This is a genomic window from Pseudomonas azotoformans, from assembly GCF_001579805.1.
Lineage (GTDB): Bacteria > Pseudomonadota > Gammaproteobacteria > Pseudomonadales > Pseudomonadaceae > Aquipseudomonas > Aquipseudomonas azotoformans_A.
Window position 1 is genome coordinate 5,858,391 of record NZ_CP014546.1, and the last position, 17,889, is coordinate 5,876,279.

The window sequence follows — 17,889 nt, forward strand, 5'->3', positions numbered from 1 at the left end:
GGCCATGACGAGTTCTTCTGACTGGATCACCGTAGGGGCGCTGGCCGACGGTTTCGCCCCGGACGCGTTCATCCTGCCTAATCTTGCCGAATTGGCGGGCCAGACCTTCACCCTGCACTTCGCCAACGGCTGGCAGATCGAGCACCGCTTCGAGCAGGACCGCCTGGCCTGGCATGCTGCCGACGGCCACTCCAGCGGCAGTGCGGCTTACCGCGCCACTTCGATCCGCCCAGGCCTGTACCTGGTCGATTTCATCAAGCATGAGGCTGGGCACAGCTGGTCGATCAGCCTGGTGCTGGACACGCCGAACGCCTCATTCACTGCAGTGATCGGACGCCTGCCGGACCCGGCCGAGACCCACGAAGGTCTTTATCACCGCGCCCTCGCCGGTAAACCGCTGACCTCGGTCGAAGTGGACTTCCTCCACGGCAGCCTCGACCGCCCATGGCAGGCCGGCCTCTGCCTGCACGCGCCCACCGACGAACTGGTGGGCCTGCGCAACCGATACCGCTACAGCCCCAGCGAAGTCTACGAACACATTTACCTCAACGAGCGCTTCTACGCCTGGCAGTGCCTCAAGGGCGTGGAGCAAGGCCTGTGCGACACCGACCGCTGCCATTACTACAAGATCGCCGAGCAGCTGTACCTGTTCGTGTGGCAGGAGAAGATCGTACCCACCCTCGGCCTGGTGCTGATCGACCTGCAGCAGCACCGCAGTGACGGCAAGATCTTCGGTTATGCGGGCGCGTCCTTCGATGCGCTGTCGAACTTCCCGATCAGCTCGTATTGCCAGGTGCTCAACCGTACGGAGTATCCCGATGACTGAGCCGCGTACGGTGGTGATCACCGGGGCCGGTACGGGCATCGGCGCCGCGTGTGCCCGCCTGTATGCCCAGGAAGGCGCACGCCTGGTGTTGATCGGGCGGCGCCGTGAGCCATTGGAACAGGTGGCACAGGACACTGGCGGCCTGATCCTGGTGGGCGATGCCGCCTGCCCGCAGACCTGGGACGGGTTTATCCAACAGATCCGCGAGCGTTATGGACGCCTCGATGTGCTGCTGGCCTGTGCCGGCGGGCATGGCCTGGGCAGCGCGACCCTGACCAGCCCCGCCACCTGGGAAAGCGCCCTGCGCAGCAACCTGGACAGCGCGTTCTACAGCGCCCGCGCGTGCTTGCCACTGTTGCAGGAAAGCGCGGGGAGTATCGTGTTGATCGGCTCCATCGCCTCCCTGGCGGCGGGGCCCGAGGTGTGCGGCTACACCACGGCCAAACATGCGTTGCTCGGGCTCAATCGCTCGCTGGCGCGGGACTATGGGCCGCACGGTGTGCGAGTGAACGCGGTGTGCCCCGGCTGGGTGCGAACGCCCATGGCCGATGCGGAGATGCAGCCGTTGATGGACGCCTATGGCGTCACGTTGCAGCAGGCCTATGACCGGGTCTGCGCCGACGTGCCGTTGCGCCGCGCCGCCAGTGCCGAAGAGATCGCCAAGGTGTGTCGCTTCCTGGCGTCCAGTGATGCGTCGATCATCACCGGAGCAACGCTGGTGGCCGATGGCGGTTCCAGCATTGTCGATGTACCAACGCTGGCGTTCGCTCACATGGAGAATGCCCATGCATGACCTGGATTTCAGCGGGCAAGGGGTGTTGGTCACGGGCGGTGCCCAGGGCATTGGCCGAGGTATCGTCGAGGCATTTGCCAGGCGTGGCGCGCAGGTGGTGATTGCCGACCGACAGCGGGAACAGGCTGAGGCGGTCGCGACTGAGTTGTCCGCGCAGGGCTATCGGGTTGACGCGGTCGGCGTCGACCTGGCCGAATCAGCAGCGGTGTTTGAGTGCGTTCAACGGCTGCCACGCCTGGATATCCTGGTACACAACGCCGGGTATTTTCCGCTGACGGCCTTTGAAGACATCACCCCGGACATCCTGCATCGCACGTTGGCGGTCAACCTGTCGGCGCTGTTCTGGCTGACCCAGGCTGCGTTGCCGGCGTTTCGCGAACAAGGCCGAGGCTGCGTGCTGGTGACCTCTTCGGTGACCGGCAACCGTGTCGGTTATCCGGGCCTCAGTCACTACGCGGCGTCCAAGGCCGGGGTCAACGGTTTTATCCGCAACGCGGCGCTGGAACTGGCACCGTTGAAGGTGCGGGTCAATGGCGTGGAACCGGGCATGATCGCCACACCGGCGATGGGTAACCTGGGCGACGCCGCATTGAATGACAGCATCGCCCGCCGCGTGCCACTTGGGCGCCTGGGCGAGGCGGCGGATATCGCCGGGGCCATGCTGTTCCTCGCCTCCGACCTCGCCAGCTACATCACCGGGCAGACCCTGGTGGTGGACGGTGGGTCCACCCTGCCAGAAGTCTGACCCGCCTACGCCCCCACCGCCTGCATCCGGCTCGAACGGAAATCCTTGGGCGACACCTCGAACTGCTTCTTGAACGACCGGCTGAAATGCGCCGAATCGGTAAAGCCCCACTTGTAGGCAATCGAGGTGATCGACTCGCTGCGCAGGAACGGGTTGGTCAAGTCATCCGCACTGCGTTTGAGTCGCGCGCGCTGAATGTAGCGGCAGACGCTGTCGTCCTGCTCTTCAAACAGACGGTACAAGTGGCGCACTGAAATGTTCAGCCGATTGGCCAGGCCGATCGGGCTGAGGCCTGGCTGGCTCAGGGATTCATCGATGACCTTCTGCACATAGCTGCGCAGGTTGTTGCCCTGCAACAGTGCCAAGCCTTCGCGGCATTCGTCGCCCTGCTCCAGCGCCGAGCCGAGCAGCGACACGAAAGCGCTTTGCAGCGCCTCCACTTCACCTGCGCCGTCTTCGGTGTCGTCCTTGCAGAGTTGGTCCATCAGTACATGCAACATGCGTCCGCAGGCCTTGGTCGAGGAGATCTTGCCGAAGGCGCGCGCGTCGCCGCCCAGGTGCTTGCACACTTGCGGGCGTGACAGGGACAGCGAGGCGTGTTCGATGAGGCCGAAGGGTGTGATTTCGATGGAGCCTACCGAGTCCATCAGCAGCATTTCGCCAGGGGCCAGTTGCAGGGTCTGGCCGTTCTGTACGATCTGCGAGTAGCCGCTGCGCTGGCTGACCAGGAAGCAATCCTGGTCGTTGTCGTGGTCGGCATGGTGCGCCGGGCGTTTGATCAGCCCGGCATTGGTGCGCAGGATCGCGACGCCGCGTGGCAGGTCTTTGATCTCGCCGATGAACAGTGAGCGGTTGAATGCCAGTTCGGTGTCGAAGTAACCGCACGCGGCGCGTAGGTCGCGGTTCCAGGTGTCCAGCCCGTCGTGTGCATGCTGTGGGATGCTCATGGGGTGTCTCCGCAAAGGATTCTTTTTGTTGTTCTGGCGCAATAGTTAACATGTTATCTATATACGCGCAACAACAACCTGTTTGCCCTTTGCAGAAGCACTAATGATGCCAATCAGAGGTTCGACAACACTCGATTCAATCCGGCCAGCGCCGCGAGTAAATGACTGCGTTGCGCAGGGCTTAATGCGATGTAGCGTCGAAAGGCGGGTAAACGATTGACCACCTCACTGCCGCCCATGTGCTCCAGGCGCACGCACCATTGCTGACCCAGCAGCTCGATGCGCAAGCGCTTGAAATCCAGCGGCATCAGCGCCTGGAACACTCCGTCGTCCGCGATCAGACGCGCCTGCAACTCACGCCCCAATGCCTGATTGCCGGAGCGGCGCCGTACACGAATGCCAGTGCGTCGAATCGCGCCGCCATGGTGCACCTCGAAGCTCGCGGTGCCCTCTGTCGCAGTGGGTACACGCAGGACGAACTCTGTCAGCACCAGGTGCATCAACAACTGCGACTCGGTGCGCTCGACTATCTCGAACGCTACGCCGTCCACTTCAAGTGTCGCCAACCCGAGGTTGCGCCGCAGGTGCGCCAGGGTCACTCCCGGTCGATAGCCTGCCGGCGCGCGATCGGCGCGAAACAGTTCAAACAGTCTTTGCCGCAAAGTCGCCATAACGCTCATCGGCCAGCTCCGGTTGATGACTGAATTCCTTTGCCAACACGTCCTCCACGGAGGCCGGTTTGAAGGGGTTGACCTTTTGCACCACCAAGGTCCAGAACAGCGCGTACGCGGCGGTGCCGCCCAGCATCACGCCAAAGGGTACGTAGATGTCCGCCGGGTTCATGCCCGGTGGCGTGATGAACCACATGCCGAGCAGGATGCCGATGCTCGATACGATCTGTGGCAGTGGGAACCACGGCGAGCGATACGCCCGTGGCAGGTCCGGCCGACGGATGCGCAGGCTCACCACCGAGATCGTCACCAGCAGGTAGGCAAAGCTCCACGCACACACCGCCGCCAGCACCAGGTGCATGATGTTGTCAGTGTTGCCGCCCAGGTACAGCGCGTGCAGGCAAGGAATCAGCATCGCCACCAGGATGCACAGCAACGGCGTCTTGAAACGTGGGTGCAGGTAGGTGAAGACCTTGGGCAACGCGCCGTCCACCGCCATGCCGTAGAGAATGCGTGGCACGCCGGCCATCAAGGTGTTGATGGTGGCTGCGCCGGCAAACAGGAAGCCGATGCCCAGCCACAGCGGGCCGATTTGGCCCATCACTTGTTCGGCGAATTTGGGGATGGCCATGGGCGTGTCCAGCAGGTGCACGCCGGAGGCGGCATCGAGTACCACGTTTTCGACTTGGCGTTTCATCGCTGCGCCGTAGATGAACATGCACGTGGCCACGCCCATCAGCCCCAGCATCATCGCGCGTGGCATGACCTTGGCCGATTGGCGCAGGTCTGGCGCCAGCGGTGTGACGAATTCGCAGCCGACGAACATGAACATCGCCATGCCCACCAACGACAGCACGGTGATCAGGTCGGTGCCCACCAGCGACTCACCGAACCAGCCGTCCAACTGCACGGCGGGCGCGGCGATCAGGCCCAGCACGCCGAACACCATCAAGGTGGTCCACATGCCGAAGGTGAGGATGATTTCCGCTCGGCCAAATGCGCTGACGCCAAACGCGTTCAGCACACCAAAAACGATCACGAAGCCGACGCCCAGCAACCACGAGCCACCGGCCGATTCCGCCAAGGTGTTGAGGTGCTCGAAGTTCACTAGGGCCATGACCCCGGACAGGATGGTTTCGGCAGTGCCGGCGAACACATGCACGATCAGGTACGCCGACAAGGTGCCGGTGATCGCGAAAAACCGCCCCATGCCGCAGTTGATGTAGTCGTACACCGAGCCGGTGGTGGGCAGGATCGAGGCGGCCTCGGCGAAGGTGGTGGCCTGGGCGAGCATCATCACCACGGCGATCAGCATCGCCAGGGCGAACGCACTGCCGCCGATGCCAAAACCCATGGTGGCGGTGAGAATCACCGGGCTGGCCATGATCAGGCCAATGGTGCTGGCCAAGGCGGTGGGGAAACCTACCGTGCCCCGGTTGAGGTGCGCGGTGAGTCGCTCATTGATCGACATGATGGGGTCCTCGAAAGCGGTTTTTTTTAATGTGTCAGCACTCTGCGCCCCACTCACGTTGATCGTCTTGCCCCTGTCTGCCGCCGGTTTTGTTGCTCCCTGCCACAGCGTAGGGCGTGGCGGCCTGGGTCAATTCCCTGGCACGCAGAGAAAAGACATCGCCCCCCGCGCTCGCCCTAATGCGCCCTCACTCTTAACCAAGATGGGGACAATAACAATGGAGCACACACTGAAAAATCGTCACCTGCGCCAGGCGGTCGGCCTGGGTATTGCGCTGCTGATGGGCCAGGCCCAGGCCATCGAGTTATATGCCGATGCCGACACCACGGTCACCGGCAACTTCCTCGCCGTATACGGGATGTTCAACAGCCCGAAGAACTACGATGGGCGCAGCGGCGGTTCCACCTGGCGTGAGGCCTTTATCAAGTACGGCCTGAGCGTGGACCAGAGCCTCGGCGCCTTGGGCGGCGTGTATGGCACGGCCAACCTGGTGAGTTCCGGCACCTGGGGCGATGGCGATGCATCCGGGGTCACCACGGGCAAGGAACGCACCACCAAGTTTGACGAAGCTTTTGCCGGCTGGCGCTCCGGCGATCTGTTCCCGGCCTTGGGCAAGGACGGCGTGGACCTGTCGTTCGGCCGCCAAATCATCATGCTGGGCGACGGTTTCCTGATCAATGATGACGGCCCCAACCTCGGCAAGGGCGTGGGCGATGGGGAGTTCAACCGTGGCGGCGCGTACTACATCGCCGCGCGTCATGCGTTCGACAAGACCGCCGTGATCCGCCTGGGTGGCAAGGACGGCGTGCATGGCAGCCTGATGTGGATCAAGTCCGACAACCCCGCCCAGGCCATGACCGAAATGGCCGCCGGCACCCTGGAATACAGCGCCGCACCGGGCACCCTCGGGCTCACCTACATTCACGGCATCGACGTGGACGAGCGCTTCGCCAGCGAGGTACAGCGCCAACGCAAGGGCATGAACCTCTACAGCCTGCGCGGCGCCGGCAATGCCGGCATCGACAACGCGCACTTCGCCTTTGAACTGGCCCGCCAGGACCGCCGCGACAGCCAGCAGAATGCCGGTTACGCCGAAGCCGGCTACACCTTCGCCGACCTGCCTTGGTCGCCGGACCTGACCTATCGCTACGCGCGCTATTCAAAGAATTGGGACGGGATGTTCGCAGGCTTCAACCGGGGCTACGGCACCTGGGTGCAGGGTGAAGTGGCCGGCAACTACTCGGGCCCCTACAACACCAACACCTCAGTGCAGCACGTGGGCTTCAAGGTCAAACCGCTGGAAAACCTTACCCTCGGCGCGTTGTTCTTCGACTACAACACGGTCAGCACCCGTGGCCAACTCAACCTGGATGGCCGCGAGCTGGACCTGTACGCCGAGTGGGCGGTGAACGAGCACCTGATCATCACGCCGCTGCTGGGCCTCTACAAGCCCAACAAGGATGCCGAGACCGGCGGCAACCAAGTCGGTGGCAACGGCACCAACGTCTACAGTCAGTTGGTGGTCGCCGTGCCGTTCTGAACCGTCTCGGGCGCGCACGGACGCAGCGCCTGGACCTCGGCATAAGCGCCCTGGTGATACAGCAGTGGCGCACGCCCGAAGTCATCAAAGGCCACCACCTTGCCGATCATGATCCAGTGGTCGCCGCCGTCGACCTGCTGGTATTTCTCGCAGTGGAACCGCGCCGAGCAATCGGCGAAGACCGGCGAACCACCCTCCCCCGGCTCGTACTCGATCAGGGCGAAGCGATCCTCACGCGGGCACGCAAAGTTGTTGGACAGGTGCACCTGGTCGGCCGCCAGTACATTCACCGCAAAATGGCTGGCCTCCTCGAACACCTCATGGCTGTTCGAACGTTTGTCGATGCTCCACAGCACCAGCGGCGGGTCGAGGGACACCGAGTTGAAACTGTTGGCGGTCACGCCCACCTTGCGCCCGGACGCGGTGGCGGCGGTGACCACGGTCACGCCGGTGGCAAAGTTGCCCAAGGCGCGGCGAAAGGCCCGTGGGTCGAAACGGCAGCTGTCAGACATGCAAGACTCCCGGGCGCCATTGGATGGGCGCCCTGATTGTTGTGAGGGGAAGAACGCGCTACACCATGCTCGGGTCCGGCTCCAGGCCCATCAGCTCACGGCCGAGGATCTGCGCGCAGACGTCGTAGTCGGTGTAGGCATGGGCGCCGGTCATGTGGGAATCGCGGAACAGGCGCTGCATTTCGTTGTGTTCGAACCAGGCGTTACCGCCGGCGGCGGCGAACAGCCGGTCCACGGCTTCGATGCACATTTTCGTCGCGTAGGCCTGGTTGGTGCGCCAGAACGCCAGGGTTTCGCGGCTCGGGTAGCGATGCGCGGCGCTGTGTTCGGCGTGGTCCTGCCAGGTCTTTTCGAGGAATGCGCGAGCGGCGGCCACCTGGTGGGTGGATTCAGCCAGGCGCATCAACGCAGGCGTCGCAGCGCCGACGGCGGCACCGGTATAGGCACGCACGCGGTTTTTGGTTTTTTCGCGGAACACCTCCAGCATGCGCTCGGCCACACCGAGGCTGACGGTGGAAAACCCGCTGGCGAAATACGGGCGGTACGGCGCGTAGAAAATCTGGCTGTCGGGATAAAGGCCGAAACCTGCGGACTTGCCTTCCATCATGTCCTTGGCTTTCTGGATCCGGTGTTCGGGCACCCAGGCATTGTCGATGACCAGGGTCTTGGTGCCACTGCCCTTCATGCCGGCGGCGAACCAATCGTCACGGATCTGGTAGTCACTGCGCGGCAGCACGGCGAAGCAGTAATCCTGGCCGCCTTCGGCGTTGTGCCGACGGCAGCCGACAATCGCCCACTCGCCATGGTCACAGCCGCTGCTCCAGCCCATTTCACCGCTGAAGTGCACACCGCCCTCACCCTCCACCACCCGGCCAAACGGCGCAATACTGCTGCTGGCGGTGGCGTGCGGGTTTTCGCCCCAGATCTCCTGCTGCAACTGCGCCGAAAACAGCGCCAGCTGGTGGCTGTGGGTGCACAGCAAGCTCATGGCCCAGGCGGTGCTGGCGCAACTGCCGGCGAGCAAGGCGATGCAGTCGGCGAACTCGGGCAGCGAGAGTTCCAGCCCGCCAAAGGCCTTGGGTTGAAAGGCGCGGTGCAGGCCGATGCTTTTGAGCAAGGCGATGTTTTCATCCGGCACCTGGCGCTGCTGCTCGGCCCGCGTGGCATTCGCGGCAATCAGGGGCAGGAGGGGCTTGAGGTCTTCAAGGAGCGGGTTTGGCTTTTTCATGGACGGCCCTGCTTATTATTGGAAGTCCGGCGGGCGCTCCGGGTTGAGGAACGGCGCCTGATGCAGGGCCAGTATCGATGGGCGCGCGCAGGTGGAAAATGCACGTTCCGCAGGCAAGGTTGTACTTTTCATAGGCACGGCAACCATAGGCATAAAGCCTGGCAGGCAGAGTCAAGCCATGGTCCGGTGGCTTGGTTACCCTCGGGCTTTCCTTTGTGAACTGCCAGGAACCTGCCATGAGTGATATCCCGCTGCTGCCCCAAGTCGAAGCCTTTCTGCGTCGGTCCCATGGGCTGTTCATCGACGGCGTCAACGTGCGCAGCCATTCCAGCCAGACCCTGGCCGTGACCAACCCGGCCACCGGCGAGGTGATCGCCCAGGTGGCCGATGCGGACCTGACGGATATCGACGCAGCGGTGGACTCCGCCAACCGTGGCTTCCAGTTGTGGTCCCAGGCCTTACCCGCGACACGCGGCAACGTACTGCTCAAGCTCGCGGACTTGCTGGACCGCAACCGCGAAGAACTGGCGCAGATCGAGACCTGCCAGTCCGGCAAGATCATCCAGATTGCTCGCGCGTTCGAAGTCGACCAGGCCGCGCATTTCCTGCGTTACTACGCGGGCTGGGCGACCAAGCTCAGCGGCCAGACCCTCACCCCGTCACTGCCCTCGTTCAACGGCGAACGCTACACCGCGTTCACCTTGCGTGAACCGGTGGGCGTGGTGGTGGGCATCGTGCCGTGGAATTTCTCCACCATGATCGCCATCTGGAAACTCGCCTCGGCGCTGGTGACCGGCTGCAGCATCATCATCAAGCCCAGCGAATTCACGCCGCTGACCCTTCTGCGCATCGCTGAACTGGCTGTCGAGGCCGGGTTGCCAGCCGGTGTGCTTAACGTACTCACCGGCGGCGGACATGTCGGCAAAGGCCTGGTGGAACACCCTGGCACCCACAAAGTGTCCTTTACCGGCTCCGTGCCGACGGGCATTGCCGTCGGCCGCAGCGCCATGGGCGCCGGCCTCACCCGTGCGACGTTGGAACTGGGCGGCAAGAATGCCGCTGGCTTCCTGCGCGATGTGGACGTGGACAAGGCGGTGGACGGCATCATCGAGGCGGGCTTTTTGCACTCCGGGCAAATCTGCGCGGCGGCCGAGCGCTTCTTTGTGCACCGCTCGCAAATGGACGCTGTACTGGACACACTCAGCCAGCGCCTCGGCCGCCTCAACATTGGCTCGCCACTCGATGAACGCACCGAATTCGGCCCGGTCACCCACCGCCAGCACCAACTCAAATTGCTCGGTTACTTCAGCCAGGCCCGCGCCGAAAACAATACGATCATCCACGGCGGCACCCTGATTGACCGTCCCGGCTGCTACGTCGAACCCACGGTGATCCTCGCCAACAGCATCAACGACACCCTGCTCAACGAAGAAACCTTCGGCCCCATCGCCACCTTCCTGCCCTACGACAGCGAAGACGAACTGCTCGCCCTGATGAACAACGGCCCCTACGGCCTCAGCGCCAGCCTGTGGACCAACGACCTGGGCAAGGCCCTGCGCATGGTGCCGGCGATCCAGGCCGGCACCGTCTGGGTGAACATGCACACACTGCTCGACCCGGCGGTGCCGTTTGGCGGGAATCGCTCTTCGGGGGTAGGCAGGGAGTTTGGCAGTGCATTCATCGAGGATTACACCGAGCTCAAGTCGGTGATGATTCGGTACTGAACGAAACAACCGCTTCCGCCTCGATCTCGATCAACCACTCCGGCAACGACAACCCGCTGACGATAATCCACGAAGACGGCGGCGGGTTGTGCGGGAAGCGCTGGCGCAGCGCCTGTGCGATAGGCTCCTGCTGGTCGCGGGCGGACTCGGCGATGTACAGCCGCAGCATGATCACATGGGACAGATCCCCGCCGACTTCGGCCAGCACCTTGTGGATATTGTCCAGCGCAGTGGCAGTCTGCTCGGCCATGCCTGGGCCGACCGTGCGCTCGTTCGCATCCACCCCCACCTGGCCGGACAGCATGATGCGCCGACCCTGTGGCACCTCAAGGGCCTGGCTGAAGCCGTATTGCAGGGAGTTGAATACCGTCGTGGGATTGATGACCTGTCGTTGCATGACGCTTCCTTGTTGTCGGTAGGAAAACAAGGCTAACCCAACGGCATCATTCAATCTGGCGGTTCAACATCCCGCAACATATCGAGGTCAGGGTTTGCTCTGTGTCACCCGCCACACCGTGTTCCCCACATCATCCGCCACCAGCAACGCGCCCTGCTCGTCCAAGGTCACACCCACCGGCCGACCTTGCGCTTCGCCTTCTGCATTGAGAAAACCGGTGAGAAAGTCGACCGGTGTACCCGACGGTTTGCCCTCCTTGAACGGGATAAACACTACCTTGTAGCCCGCTTGCGGGTTGCGGTTCCAAGAGCCGTGTTCACCGACAAACACCCCATCGGCAAAGGCGGCCGGCATGCCGCGTGCATCGGAAAAGGTCAGGCCCAGCGGCGCGACGTGAGTACCCAGGGCGTAGTCCGGCGCGATAGCCTGGGCCACCTTGTCCGGGCGTGGCGGTTGGACGCGCACATCGACATGGCTGCCGTAGTAGCTCCATGGCCAGCCGTAGAACGCGCCGTCCTGCACCGAGGTGAGGTAATCGGGCACCAGGTCGCTGCCGATTTCGTCGCGTTCGTTGACCACCGTCCACAGCTGGGTAGAACCCGGCTTCCACGCCAGGCCGTTGGGGTTGCGCAAGCCGCTGGCGAACAGGCGCTTCTCACCGCTGGCCACGTCCAGTTCCCAGATCGCCGCACGCCCCTCCTCTGCGTCGAGACCGTTTTCGCCGACGTTGCTGTTGGACCCCACCGTCACATACAGCCGGGTGCCTTCGGGGTTGGCCAGCAGGTTTTTGGTCCAGTGGTGGTTGATGCCGGCCGGCAGGTCGGTGACCTTGACCGGAGTAGCGTCGATGTGGCTCTGGCCTGGGGTGTAAGGCACCTTGACCACCGCGTCGGCATTGGCGATATACAAATCATTGCCCACCAGCGCCATGCCGAACGGCGACATCAAGCCGCTCAGGAACTCGGTCCGCACTTCGGCATGCCCATCGTGATCGGCATCGCGCAGCAAGGTGATGCGATTGGCGCTCGGTGTATCCGCGCCGACACGCCCCATCACCACACCCATCGCCGTGCGCTTTGCCCAGGCGATCACACCCGTGCCGCCGTCGGTGGCGCCTTCGGGCATGGGTGGGTGATTACTTTCAGCGACCAACACATCACCGTTGGGCAAGGTGTAGACCCAGCGCGGGTGATCGAGATTTTCGGCCAGGGCTGTGACGGTGAAACCCTGCGGCGCAGTGGGTTGCACGCCATCGGGCCAGCCCACGGCCTTGGAGACCTTGAGCGTGGGGATCAAGGAAGTACTGGGTTCGGGAAGTTGCGGCGCAGGCCCGACTCCGGCTTGGAACGGTAATTTGGACGCTTCGCCACAGGCGCTGAGAACAGTCGCGGTGGCAATCAGGAGCGCAAGGCGGCTCGGTACATTCATGTTTGGAACCTCAGGGCAAAAACCTGAGGGAGTATTGCCTCATATAGCGTGGGTCACCACCGGGCATGGCGCAATTGAGTGTTAACCAAGGGGCACGAATACCCCCGCTACCAACTCGCCATCGCCAGACTGAACGGCGAAAACTCCGCGAACTGCCACCGCAACGCCAAGGCCGCCGGGCGGCGCACCACCTGTTCCACCGTCACCGTCCACAGTCGCTGGGCGCCCTCGAACAGCGCCACTTGCGGGCCGTCCAGAATCAACGTGGTGCGCCCCGTCACTTGCAGCACGTCCCCCGATTCAAAGTCGATGAACAACAACCCCGCCACCGGGTTGACTTGCAGGTTGCCCAGGGTGGCGAAAAACAGGTTGCCGGCAAAGTCGGGGATGGTCAGTACATTGCCTTCGACCCGCACAAAACCCGTGTTGCCGCCTCGATGAGAAACATCCACCGAACGTTGGCCGTCCAGCTCGACGTAACTGGCGACGAACAACGTGTCGGCGTTGCGGATCAGGGTTTGGGCGGCTGCGTCCAGGTCGTTGAAGCGTTCGACCACCGTGCCGGGTTTACGCGCGATGCCGTCGACCGGGCGCAGTTGGATGTACTTGGGGCAATTGCCGAAGGTGTGCACCACATCAACCGAAAAGCCGTCGTGATCGAGTGCGCCGACACGGCCGTTCATGCGATTGCGGCGCCGGGTGTTGAGGTCGATGCCCAGCAGGCCGACGGCGGCCCCTTCACGCAGGGCGTTGCGGGCCGGGTCGGTCGCGGACGGCAGGCTGTCGATCTGCAGGGTCTGTGGGTCCGGCGAGTGGGCAAAGCCTGGCGCGCCTTCGATCATCGTCGCCCAAGGGAGGCCCTGCTCGTCCACCGCACCCAGTATCAGGTAAGGCAACAAGGGGTAGAAATCCCGGTGCTGTTCCGGCAGGTGATCACGGATCACCTTCGGCCCGACCACCGCCATGCGGTCGGCCACGCCCACCGCCTCTTGTATCTGCCGTTCGCCGGCATGCCAGGGAGATTGTTCGATCAGGTTCATGGCGAGCACCTCAGGTTGGATGTGTCGATGCTGCGCCCTGCCAGCCGGCGTGAGAATTACCACGCCAGGCAATCCACCATTACGCCAGCTGAAATGCCGGGTGTTCGCGCAGCGCCATGACGCAGTGGTCGACAAAACTGCGCACGCGCATTGGCGCATTGCGGCCTTCGCGGTACACCACCTGCACAGGCAGTGGCGGCAGTTCAAAATCCGGCAAGACGCGACGCAGTTGCCCACTCTGCAGGTGTTCGTGCACCGGATAACTCAGGCAGCGGATCAACCCCGCACCCTGCACCGCCGCATTGATCGCGCCCTGTACTGTGGCGCAGCCGAGTCGGGCGCGGGCCTTGAGTGGGTAGCCCTGGAAATCCCAATGCACCTGATGGGCGCTGGCGATCAGCCGGTGCTGCTTGAGGTCGTCCGGGTGTCGGGGCTCGCCGTGAGCTGCGAGATAGTCGGGGCTGGCGCAGAGAATAGGGCGCACCTGCCCCAGCGGTCGGGCAATCAATGACGAATCGGGTAGTTCACCGACGAGGATGGCGACGTCGAGCCCTTCTTCATGCAGGTTCGGATAATAGTCGTGGTAGCTGACGACCAGGTTCACCTCGGGATAGCGGTCCAAATAGTCAGCCAGGACCGGCGCCATCACATAACGACTGAACAGGAAGGGCAAAAACACCCGCAAGTTGCCCTGGGCCTGCACGTGCAGCCCCTTGGCCGAGGCTTCGGCGGCGTCCACCGCAGCGAGCAGGCGTACGCAGTCCGCCAGGTAGGCGTTGCCGGCGCCGGTGAGGCTCACGCCGCGCGTGCTGCGCGCCAGCAACGGCACGCGCAAACGCGCTTCCAGGCGGGCAATCGCGCGTACCAGGGTCGGGCCCGAGACCTGAGCGTCACGCGCCGCCGAGGCCAGGCTCGGCTGCCCAGCCAGCGCGGCGAACAACTGCATATCGCGATAACGCTCCATCAGCTGCGCCGTTTCATCGCCGGGTTCAGGGCAGCGTCCTGGCCCAGGCGATGGGTGAGGAAGTCGACAAAGGTGTTGATCTTGGCCGGCACCCGGCCATTTTTCTGGAACACCACCTGGATCGGCAGCGGCGCCGCCTCATAGGCTTGGAGGACAATCTCCAGTTCACCCGCCGCCACCGCCGCTGCGATTTGATAGGACAACACCCGCGTCATGCCCCAGCCTTGGCGCGCCAGGTTGATCGCGGCATTGTTCGCCGTGACCACCAGACGCGGTTCGATGGACACGCTCAAGGGTTGGCCGCCGTCGACGAATTCCCAGCCACTCACCAGTGAGCTGGACGACGACGTGGCGATCTTGGCCTCACGCAACTGCGACGGATGCGTAGGCCGCCCGTGTTGTTCGAGATAGGCCGGCGCTGCGCAGACCACCCGGCGCACTTCGCCGACCTTGATCGCCTGCTGCCCCGGTTCATGCAAGTGACCGATACGCACCGCCACGTCCACCCCTTCGTCGGTCATGTTGACCACACGATCGACCAGCAAGGCGTTGATATTTACCAAGGGGAACCGATCCAGATACTCCCCCAGCACCGGCGCCACATACAGCTCGCCAAACAGCACCGGCGCGGTCACCGTCAAATGGCCGCAGGGGATGGAATAACTGCCCGCCGCCGCTTCCTCGGCTTCATCGAGCTCGGCCAGGATGCGCCGGCAATCTTCCAGGTAACGCTGGCCGGCTTCGGTGAGATGCAAGCTGCGGGTGGTGCGCGCCAGCAATTGAGTGCCGATGCGTTCCTCCATGGCGGCGATGGCGCGGGTCACGCTGGGAGGCGAGGTTTTCAGGCGGCGCGCGGCAGCGGCGAAGCCCTCCTCCTCGGCCACCGCCAGGAACACCTGCATTTCATGAAATCGGTCCATCGGCACGCCTCTAGAAAGTTATTGCGACTGCAACCCCACCGCCGTGCGCGGCATGCCCACGAACCCCGGCAGCGCCTCGATACTGGCGAGCCAGGCGCGTACATGAGGGTAGTCGGCCAGCGAAACATTGCCTTCCGGCGCGTGAGCGCTATAGGTGTAGAACGCCACATCGGCAATGGTGGGTTGCTCGCCGGCCAGGAAACGGCTCTGGCTCAGTTGCGCTTCCACCAGTTTCAGCAACGCATGGGAACGGGTAATGGCGTTGACGGTGTCGACTTCGGCACCAAACACCGTGGCCAGTCGTGCAGAGGCAGGCCCCGCATGCAACTGGCCGGCAGCAGTCGACAGCCAGCGCTGCACACGGGCTTGGCCCACCGGGTCGCTCGGCAGCCATTGGCCTTTGCCGTAGGTGTTCGCCAGGTAAATCAGGATCGCGTTGGAGTCCGCCAGCACGACACCATTGTCATCGATGGCTGGCACCTGGCCGAACGGGTTGATGGCCGCAATGAATTCGGGCGTTTTGTGGGCGGCTTGCTTGAGGTCCACCAGCACAAAGTCCGTGGGCAGGCCGAGCAGGGACAGCATCAGCTCGACCCGGTGGGAGTGGCCGGACAAGGGGAAACCGTAGAGTTTGATCGCAGGCTGGGACATGAAAGGCTCCAAAAGATTGGGTATCGACGCCAGGCATGTTCCACTGCGGTCCTGATCGAAGGAATCACCAGGATTTACAATCCAGCATTTCACTCAATGAAACAATAGGCCTCAGCAGGCCCCCACTTTCAACACGCCGTTGCAGTTCGACAGTTTGCCTGCGTCGTCCAGGGAAACGCTGAGGTCATTGTGGTTTCGGTCCTTTGTCACACGGTCTTTTGAGGGCGTGTGAGGCGCATCTTTTATGACTTCGCCGGTCCCTATACACATTTGGTGGAAGTTGCACGTTCCCGGCGGCGCTTGAGTGGTCCAATCACTGCCGGTGCAGTGCGCACTGGCCGATGACCGGTACCATTGCGCCTGGCATTGCGCGTCGTGGCTGCCCACCGCCTGGGCGTTGACGTTGAACAGCATGGTAAGAAACAGCAGCGCTGAAACACTGACAACCTTCATTGTTCACCTTCATGGGTCTTGGCTGAATGAGCCTGTATTGATAAATCAACGACCCCATGGCGATAAATACAACTTTTACGAACCTTCAACGCTCCTGCAGGCGCTCGCGCAAAAACCGATGACTCACCGAAAACAGTCGCCGATAGGTGAGCAGCACCGCCCCCACCGTGCCCAACGCCGAAGACGCGGCAATCAGAAACATGATCACGATCTGATACCGCACCGCGTCAACTGGGCTCTCCCCCGCCAACACCTGCCCGGTCATCATGCCGGGCAGGCTGACGATGCCCACCACGGTCATCTGGTTCAGCGTCGGGATCATCCCGGCGCGCACAGCCTGGCGGATGGCTTCCTGCGCGGCTTCCCAGCGCGAGCCGCCGAGAGCGAGGATCATTTCGATGGTGTTGCGTCCCGACGTCAGTTCCTGGGTCATGCGTTCGATGCCCAGGGACACGCCGGTCAGGGTATTGCCCAGGATCATGCCAAGGATCGGGATCGCATACTGCGGTTCGTACCACGGATGGATGCGGATCACCGCAAACAAACCCACCGCCGTCACCAGCCACGAACTGCCCCACACCGAGAGGATGCTGTCGACGCGCTGCCCCCGGTACGTCCGCCGCCCACGCCCCGCTGCCGAAATACCGGCGATCAGGGTCATGGCGCACATCAACGGCAGTACCACGTACCAGTAAGCGAACTCGAACACCCAGCCCAGCAGGTAACCGATGGCCAGCAGCTGCACCACCGTGCGCACCGCCGCCCACAACAACTGGCGCTCCAGGCCCAGGCGCAGCAGCAGCGAGAGCGCGCCGTTGACCAGGATCAGCGAGGCGGCGATGCCCATGTCCAGTGCGGTCAGGTTCTGATAGTTCATGGCTGGGTCGCTCCACTCAATACACCGGCGCTCATCTGCCAATGGATGTTGCTCATGCGCCGGGCCTGGTCCAGGTCGTGAGAGACCCAGATACAGGCTCGGGCGCGATCAGCCGCAAACCAGGCGTCGATCAGCGCTTCCACTTCGCGGGATGAGGTGGGATCGAGGGCGGCGGTGGGTTCGTCGAGCAACAGCACTTCGGGACTGAGTTGCAGGGTGCGGATCAACGAAACCACTTGGGATTCACCGCCCGACAGGTCGGCGGCGCGCTTGGCCAGAAAGTCCGGGGTCTTGCCGGCGTGACCCAGCAGCGTGGTCACCGTGGCCAGGTCGAAGCGGCGTTTGCGCGAGGTCTTGAGGCTGAAAGGGAAACGCAGGTTGTCTTCCACCGTGCCGTCGAGCAGTGCCGGGCGTTGCGACAGGTAGCTGATGTGGCAGCGGTAGTGGGGAATCTGCGCGTTGCCGATCGGCTGGCCATTCCACAGGATCTGCCCGGAACTGGGCGCGTCCAAAAGCGCCAGTGCACGCAGGAACACACTTTTGCCGGAGCCGGACGCGCCGGTGATCGACACGCGGTCGGCGGCATTCAAGGTGAAATCGGTGGGCTGGAGCAAGGCCACGTGGCGGCGCTCGTCCATGCGCGTGAGGGCGCGGGTTTCGATCAGTGCGCTCATGGACGCGGTGTTCCTCTCAATCTGGATG

Annotated in this window: 18 protein-coding genes and 1 pseudogene; 5 read left to right on the top strand and 14 right to left on the bottom strand. The window is 63.3% G+C overall.

Features of this window, described 5'->3' with window-relative positions; all coding sequences use genetic code 11:
• Nucleotides 1-4 precede the first annotated feature (4 nt).
• The 3 genes from AYR47_RS26830 to AYR47_RS26840 are packed head-to-tail and all read left to right on the top strand — an operon-like array spanning nt 5 to nt 2,364.
• Entirely contained in the window at nt 5-826 is an 822-nt protein-coding gene (locus AYR47_RS26830) for a molybdenum cofactor biosynthesis F family protein (RefSeq protein ID WP_061449005.1), read from the top strand.
• Nucleotides 819-1,619 carry an SDR family NAD(P)-dependent oxidoreductase gene (locus AYR47_RS26835; RefSeq protein WP_061449006.1) on the top strand — a complete coding sequence of 267 codons (801 nt, stop codon included), beginning with the start codon at nt 819-821 and terminating at the stop codon, nt 1,617-1,619. Before AYR47_RS26830 ends, AYR47_RS26835 begins: the two co-directional genes overlap by 8 nt.
• Nucleotides 1,612-2,364: an SDR family oxidoreductase gene (locus tag AYR47_RS26840; protein WP_420492048.1), complete on the top strand. Its 753-nt coding sequence runs from the start codon at nt 1,612-1,614 to the stop codon at nt 2,362-2,364. Before AYR47_RS26835 ends, AYR47_RS26840 begins: the two co-directional genes overlap by 8 nt.
• A gap of 5 nt (nt 2,365-2,369) precedes the next feature.
• Here AYR47_RS26840 and feaR read toward each other — a convergent pair whose 3' ends face one another.
• The 3 genes from feaR to AYR47_RS26855 all read right to left on the bottom strand — a co-directional run bounded on the left by feaR (nt 2,370) and on the right by AYR47_RS26855 (nt 5,453).
• The gene (gene feaR, locus AYR47_RS26845) at nt 2,370-3,311 is read right to left on the bottom strand and encodes a transcriptional regulator FeaR (protein WP_028617040.1); all 942 of its coding nucleotides are present in this window, start codon (nt 3,309-3,311) and stop codon (nt 2,370-2,372) included.
• Between the two features lie 113 nt (nt 3,312-3,424).
• Nucleotides 3,425-3,991, bottom strand: a complete 567-nt coding sequence (locus AYR47_RS26850) for a DUF3156 family protein (RefSeq protein ID WP_061449008.1) — start codon at nt 3,989-3,991, stop codon at nt 3,425-3,427.
• A complete protein-coding gene (locus AYR47_RS26855) occupies nt 3,954-5,453 on the bottom strand; it encodes an APC family permease (protein ID WP_061449009.1) in 1,500 nt (499 codons plus the stop codon). Before AYR47_RS26855 ends, AYR47_RS26850 begins: the two co-directional genes overlap by 38 nt.
• Nucleotides 5,454-5,670: 217 nt before the next feature.
• Between AYR47_RS26855 and AYR47_RS26860 the strand changes: the two genes are divergently transcribed.
• A complete protein-coding gene (locus AYR47_RS26860; protein WP_061449010.1) occupies nt 5,671-6,993 on the top strand; it encodes a hypothetical protein in 1,323 nt (440 codons plus the stop codon).
• Nucleotides 6,994-7,025: 32 nt separating this feature from the next.
• Here the strand turns inward: AYR47_RS26860 and AYR47_RS26865 are convergent.
• A pseudogene (locus AYR47_RS26865) lies at nt 7,026-7,505 on the bottom strand (flavin reductase family protein); the annotation flags it as partial.
• Between the two features lie 58 nt (nt 7,506-7,563).
• Nucleotides 7,564-8,733 (bottom strand): p-hydroxyphenylacetate 3-hydroxylase oxygenase component, encoded by a 1,170-nt coding sequence (locus tag AYR47_RS26870; protein WP_061449012.1) that lies wholly within the window; start codon nt 8,731-8,733, stop codon nt 7,564-7,566.
• 236 nt (nt 8,734-8,969) lie between these two features.
• On the opposite strand from AYR47_RS26870, the gene AYR47_RS26875 reads away from it, so the two are divergent.
• Entirely contained in the window at nt 8,970-10,457 is a 1,488-nt protein-coding gene (locus tag AYR47_RS26875; RefSeq protein ID WP_061449013.1) for an aldehyde dehydrogenase family protein, read from the top strand.
• Here the strand turns inward: AYR47_RS26875 and AYR47_RS26880 are convergent.
• The 9 genes from AYR47_RS26880 to AYR47_RS26920 all read right to left on the bottom strand — a co-directional run bounded on the left by AYR47_RS26880 (nt 10,432) and on the right by AYR47_RS26920 (nt 17,861).
• The gene (locus AYR47_RS26880) at nt 10,432-10,854 is read right to left on the bottom strand and encodes a RidA family protein (protein WP_061449014.1); all 423 of its coding nucleotides are present in this window, start codon (nt 10,852-10,854) and stop codon (nt 10,432-10,434) included. The two genes, AYR47_RS26875 and AYR47_RS26880, sit on opposite strands and share 26 nt — an antisense overlap.
• 87 nt (nt 10,855-10,941) lie before the next feature.
• Entirely contained in the window at nt 10,942-12,282 is a 1,341-nt protein-coding gene (locus AYR47_RS26885) for a PQQ-dependent sugar dehydrogenase (RefSeq protein WP_061449015.1), read from the bottom strand.
• Between the two features lie 107 nt (nt 12,283-12,389).
• A complete protein-coding gene (locus AYR47_RS26890) occupies nt 12,390-13,322 on the bottom strand; it encodes a pyridoxamine 5'-phosphate oxidase family protein (protein WP_061449016.1) in 933 nt (310 codons plus the stop codon).
• 79 nt (nt 13,323-13,401) lie between these two features.
• A complete protein-coding gene (locus tag AYR47_RS26895) occupies nt 13,402-14,286 on the bottom strand; it encodes a LysR family transcriptional regulator (protein ID WP_061449017.1) in 885 nt (294 codons plus the stop codon).
• Nucleotides 14,286-15,206, bottom strand: a complete 921-nt coding sequence (locus AYR47_RS26900; RefSeq protein WP_061449018.1) for a LysR family transcriptional regulator — start codon at nt 15,204-15,206, stop codon at nt 14,286-14,288. The genes AYR47_RS26895 and AYR47_RS26900 overlap by 1 nt, the downstream gene beginning before the upstream one ends.
• Before the next feature lie 18 nt (nt 15,207-15,224).
• Nucleotides 15,225-15,857 carry a glutathione S-transferase family protein gene (locus tag AYR47_RS26905; RefSeq protein WP_061449019.1) on the bottom strand — a complete coding sequence of 211 codons (633 nt, stop codon included), beginning with the start codon at nt 15,855-15,857 and terminating at the stop codon, nt 15,225-15,227.
• 111 nt (nt 15,858-15,968) lie between these two features.
• On the bottom strand, nt 15,969-16,310 hold the full coding sequence (locus AYR47_RS26910; protein WP_061449020.1) for a hypothetical protein: 342 nt from the start codon (nt 16,308-16,310) through the stop codon (nt 15,969-15,971).
• A gap of 85 nt (nt 16,311-16,395) precedes the next feature.
• Entirely contained in the window at nt 16,396-17,187 is a 792-nt protein-coding gene (locus tag AYR47_RS26915) for an ABC transporter permease (RefSeq protein WP_038849110.1), read from the bottom strand.
• Nucleotides 17,184-17,861 (bottom strand): ABC transporter ATP-binding protein, encoded by a 678-nt coding sequence (locus AYR47_RS26920; protein WP_061449021.1) that lies wholly within the window; start codon nt 17,859-17,861, stop codon nt 17,184-17,186. Before AYR47_RS26920 ends, AYR47_RS26915 begins: the two co-directional genes overlap by 4 nt.
• Nucleotides 17,862-17,889 lie beyond the last annotated feature (28 nt).

Excerpts from the sequence above, each read along its gene's own strand:
- AYR47_RS26895 (WP_061449017.1), bottom strand. The coding sequence starts at position 14,286 with ATGGAGCGTTATCGCGATATGCAGTTGTTCGCCGCGCTGGCTGGGCAG.
- AYR47_RS26905 (WP_061449019.1), bottom strand. The coding sequence starts at position 15,857 with ATGTCCCAGCCTGCGATCAAACTCTACGGTTTCCCCTTGTCCGGCCAC.
- AYR47_RS26835 (WP_061449006.1), top strand. The coding sequence starts at position 819 with ATGACTGAGCCGCGTACGGTGGTGATCACCGGGGCCGGTACGGGCATC.
- AYR47_RS26880 (WP_061449014.1), bottom strand. The coding sequence starts at position 10,854 with ATGCAACGACAGGTCATCAATCCCACGACGGTATTCAACTCCCTGCAA.
- AYR47_RS26830 (WP_061449005.1), top strand. The coding sequence starts at position 5 with ATGACGAGTTCTTCTGACTGGATCACCGTAGGGGCGCTGGCCGACGGT.
- AYR47_RS26875 (WP_061449013.1), top strand. The coding sequence starts at position 8,970 with ATGAGTGATATCCCGCTGCTGCCCCAAGTCGAAGCCTTTCTGCGTCGG.
- AYR47_RS26900 (WP_061449018.1), bottom strand. The coding sequence starts at position 15,206 with ATGGACCGATTTCATGAAATGCAGGTGTTCCTGGCGGTGGCCGAGGAG.
- AYR47_RS26910 (WP_061449020.1), bottom strand. The coding sequence starts at position 16,310 with ATGAAGGTTGTCAGTGTTTCAGCGCTGCTGTTTCTTACCATGCTGTTC.
- AYR47_RS26855 (WP_061449009.1), bottom strand. The coding sequence starts at position 5,453 with ATGTCGATCAATGAGCGACTCACCGCGCACCTCAACCGGGGCACGGTA.
- AYR47_RS26870 (WP_061449012.1), bottom strand. The coding sequence starts at position 8,733 with ATGAAAAAGCCAAACCCGCTCCTTGAAGACCTCAAGCCCCTCCTGCCC.
- AYR47_RS26885 (WP_061449015.1), bottom strand. The coding sequence starts at position 12,282 with ATGAATGTACCGAGCCGCCTTGCGCTCCTGATTGCCACCGCGACTGTT.
- feaR (WP_028617040.1), bottom strand. The coding sequence starts at position 3,311 with ATGAGCATCCCACAGCATGCACACGACGGGCTGGACACCTGGAACCGC.
- AYR47_RS26840 (WP_420492048.1), top strand. The coding sequence starts at position 1,612 with ATGCATGACCTGGATTTCAGCGGGCAAGGGGTGTTGGTCACGGGCGGT.
- AYR47_RS26915 (WP_038849110.1), bottom strand. The coding sequence starts at position 17,187 with ATGAACTATCAGAACCTGACCGCACTGGACATGGGCATCGCCGCCTCG.
- AYR47_RS26920 (WP_061449021.1), bottom strand. The coding sequence starts at position 17,861 with ATGAGCGCACTGATCGAAACCCGCGCCCTCACGCGCATGGACGAGCGC.
- AYR47_RS26890 (WP_061449016.1), bottom strand. The coding sequence starts at position 13,322 with ATGAACCTGATCGAACAATCTCCCTGGCATGCCGGCGAACGGCAGATA.
- AYR47_RS26850 (WP_061449008.1), bottom strand. The coding sequence starts at position 3,991 with ATGAGCGTTATGGCGACTTTGCGGCAAAGACTGTTTGAACTGTTTCGC.
- AYR47_RS26860 (WP_061449010.1), top strand. The coding sequence starts at position 5,671 with ATGGAGCACACACTGAAAAATCGTCACCTGCGCCAGGCGGTCGGCCTG.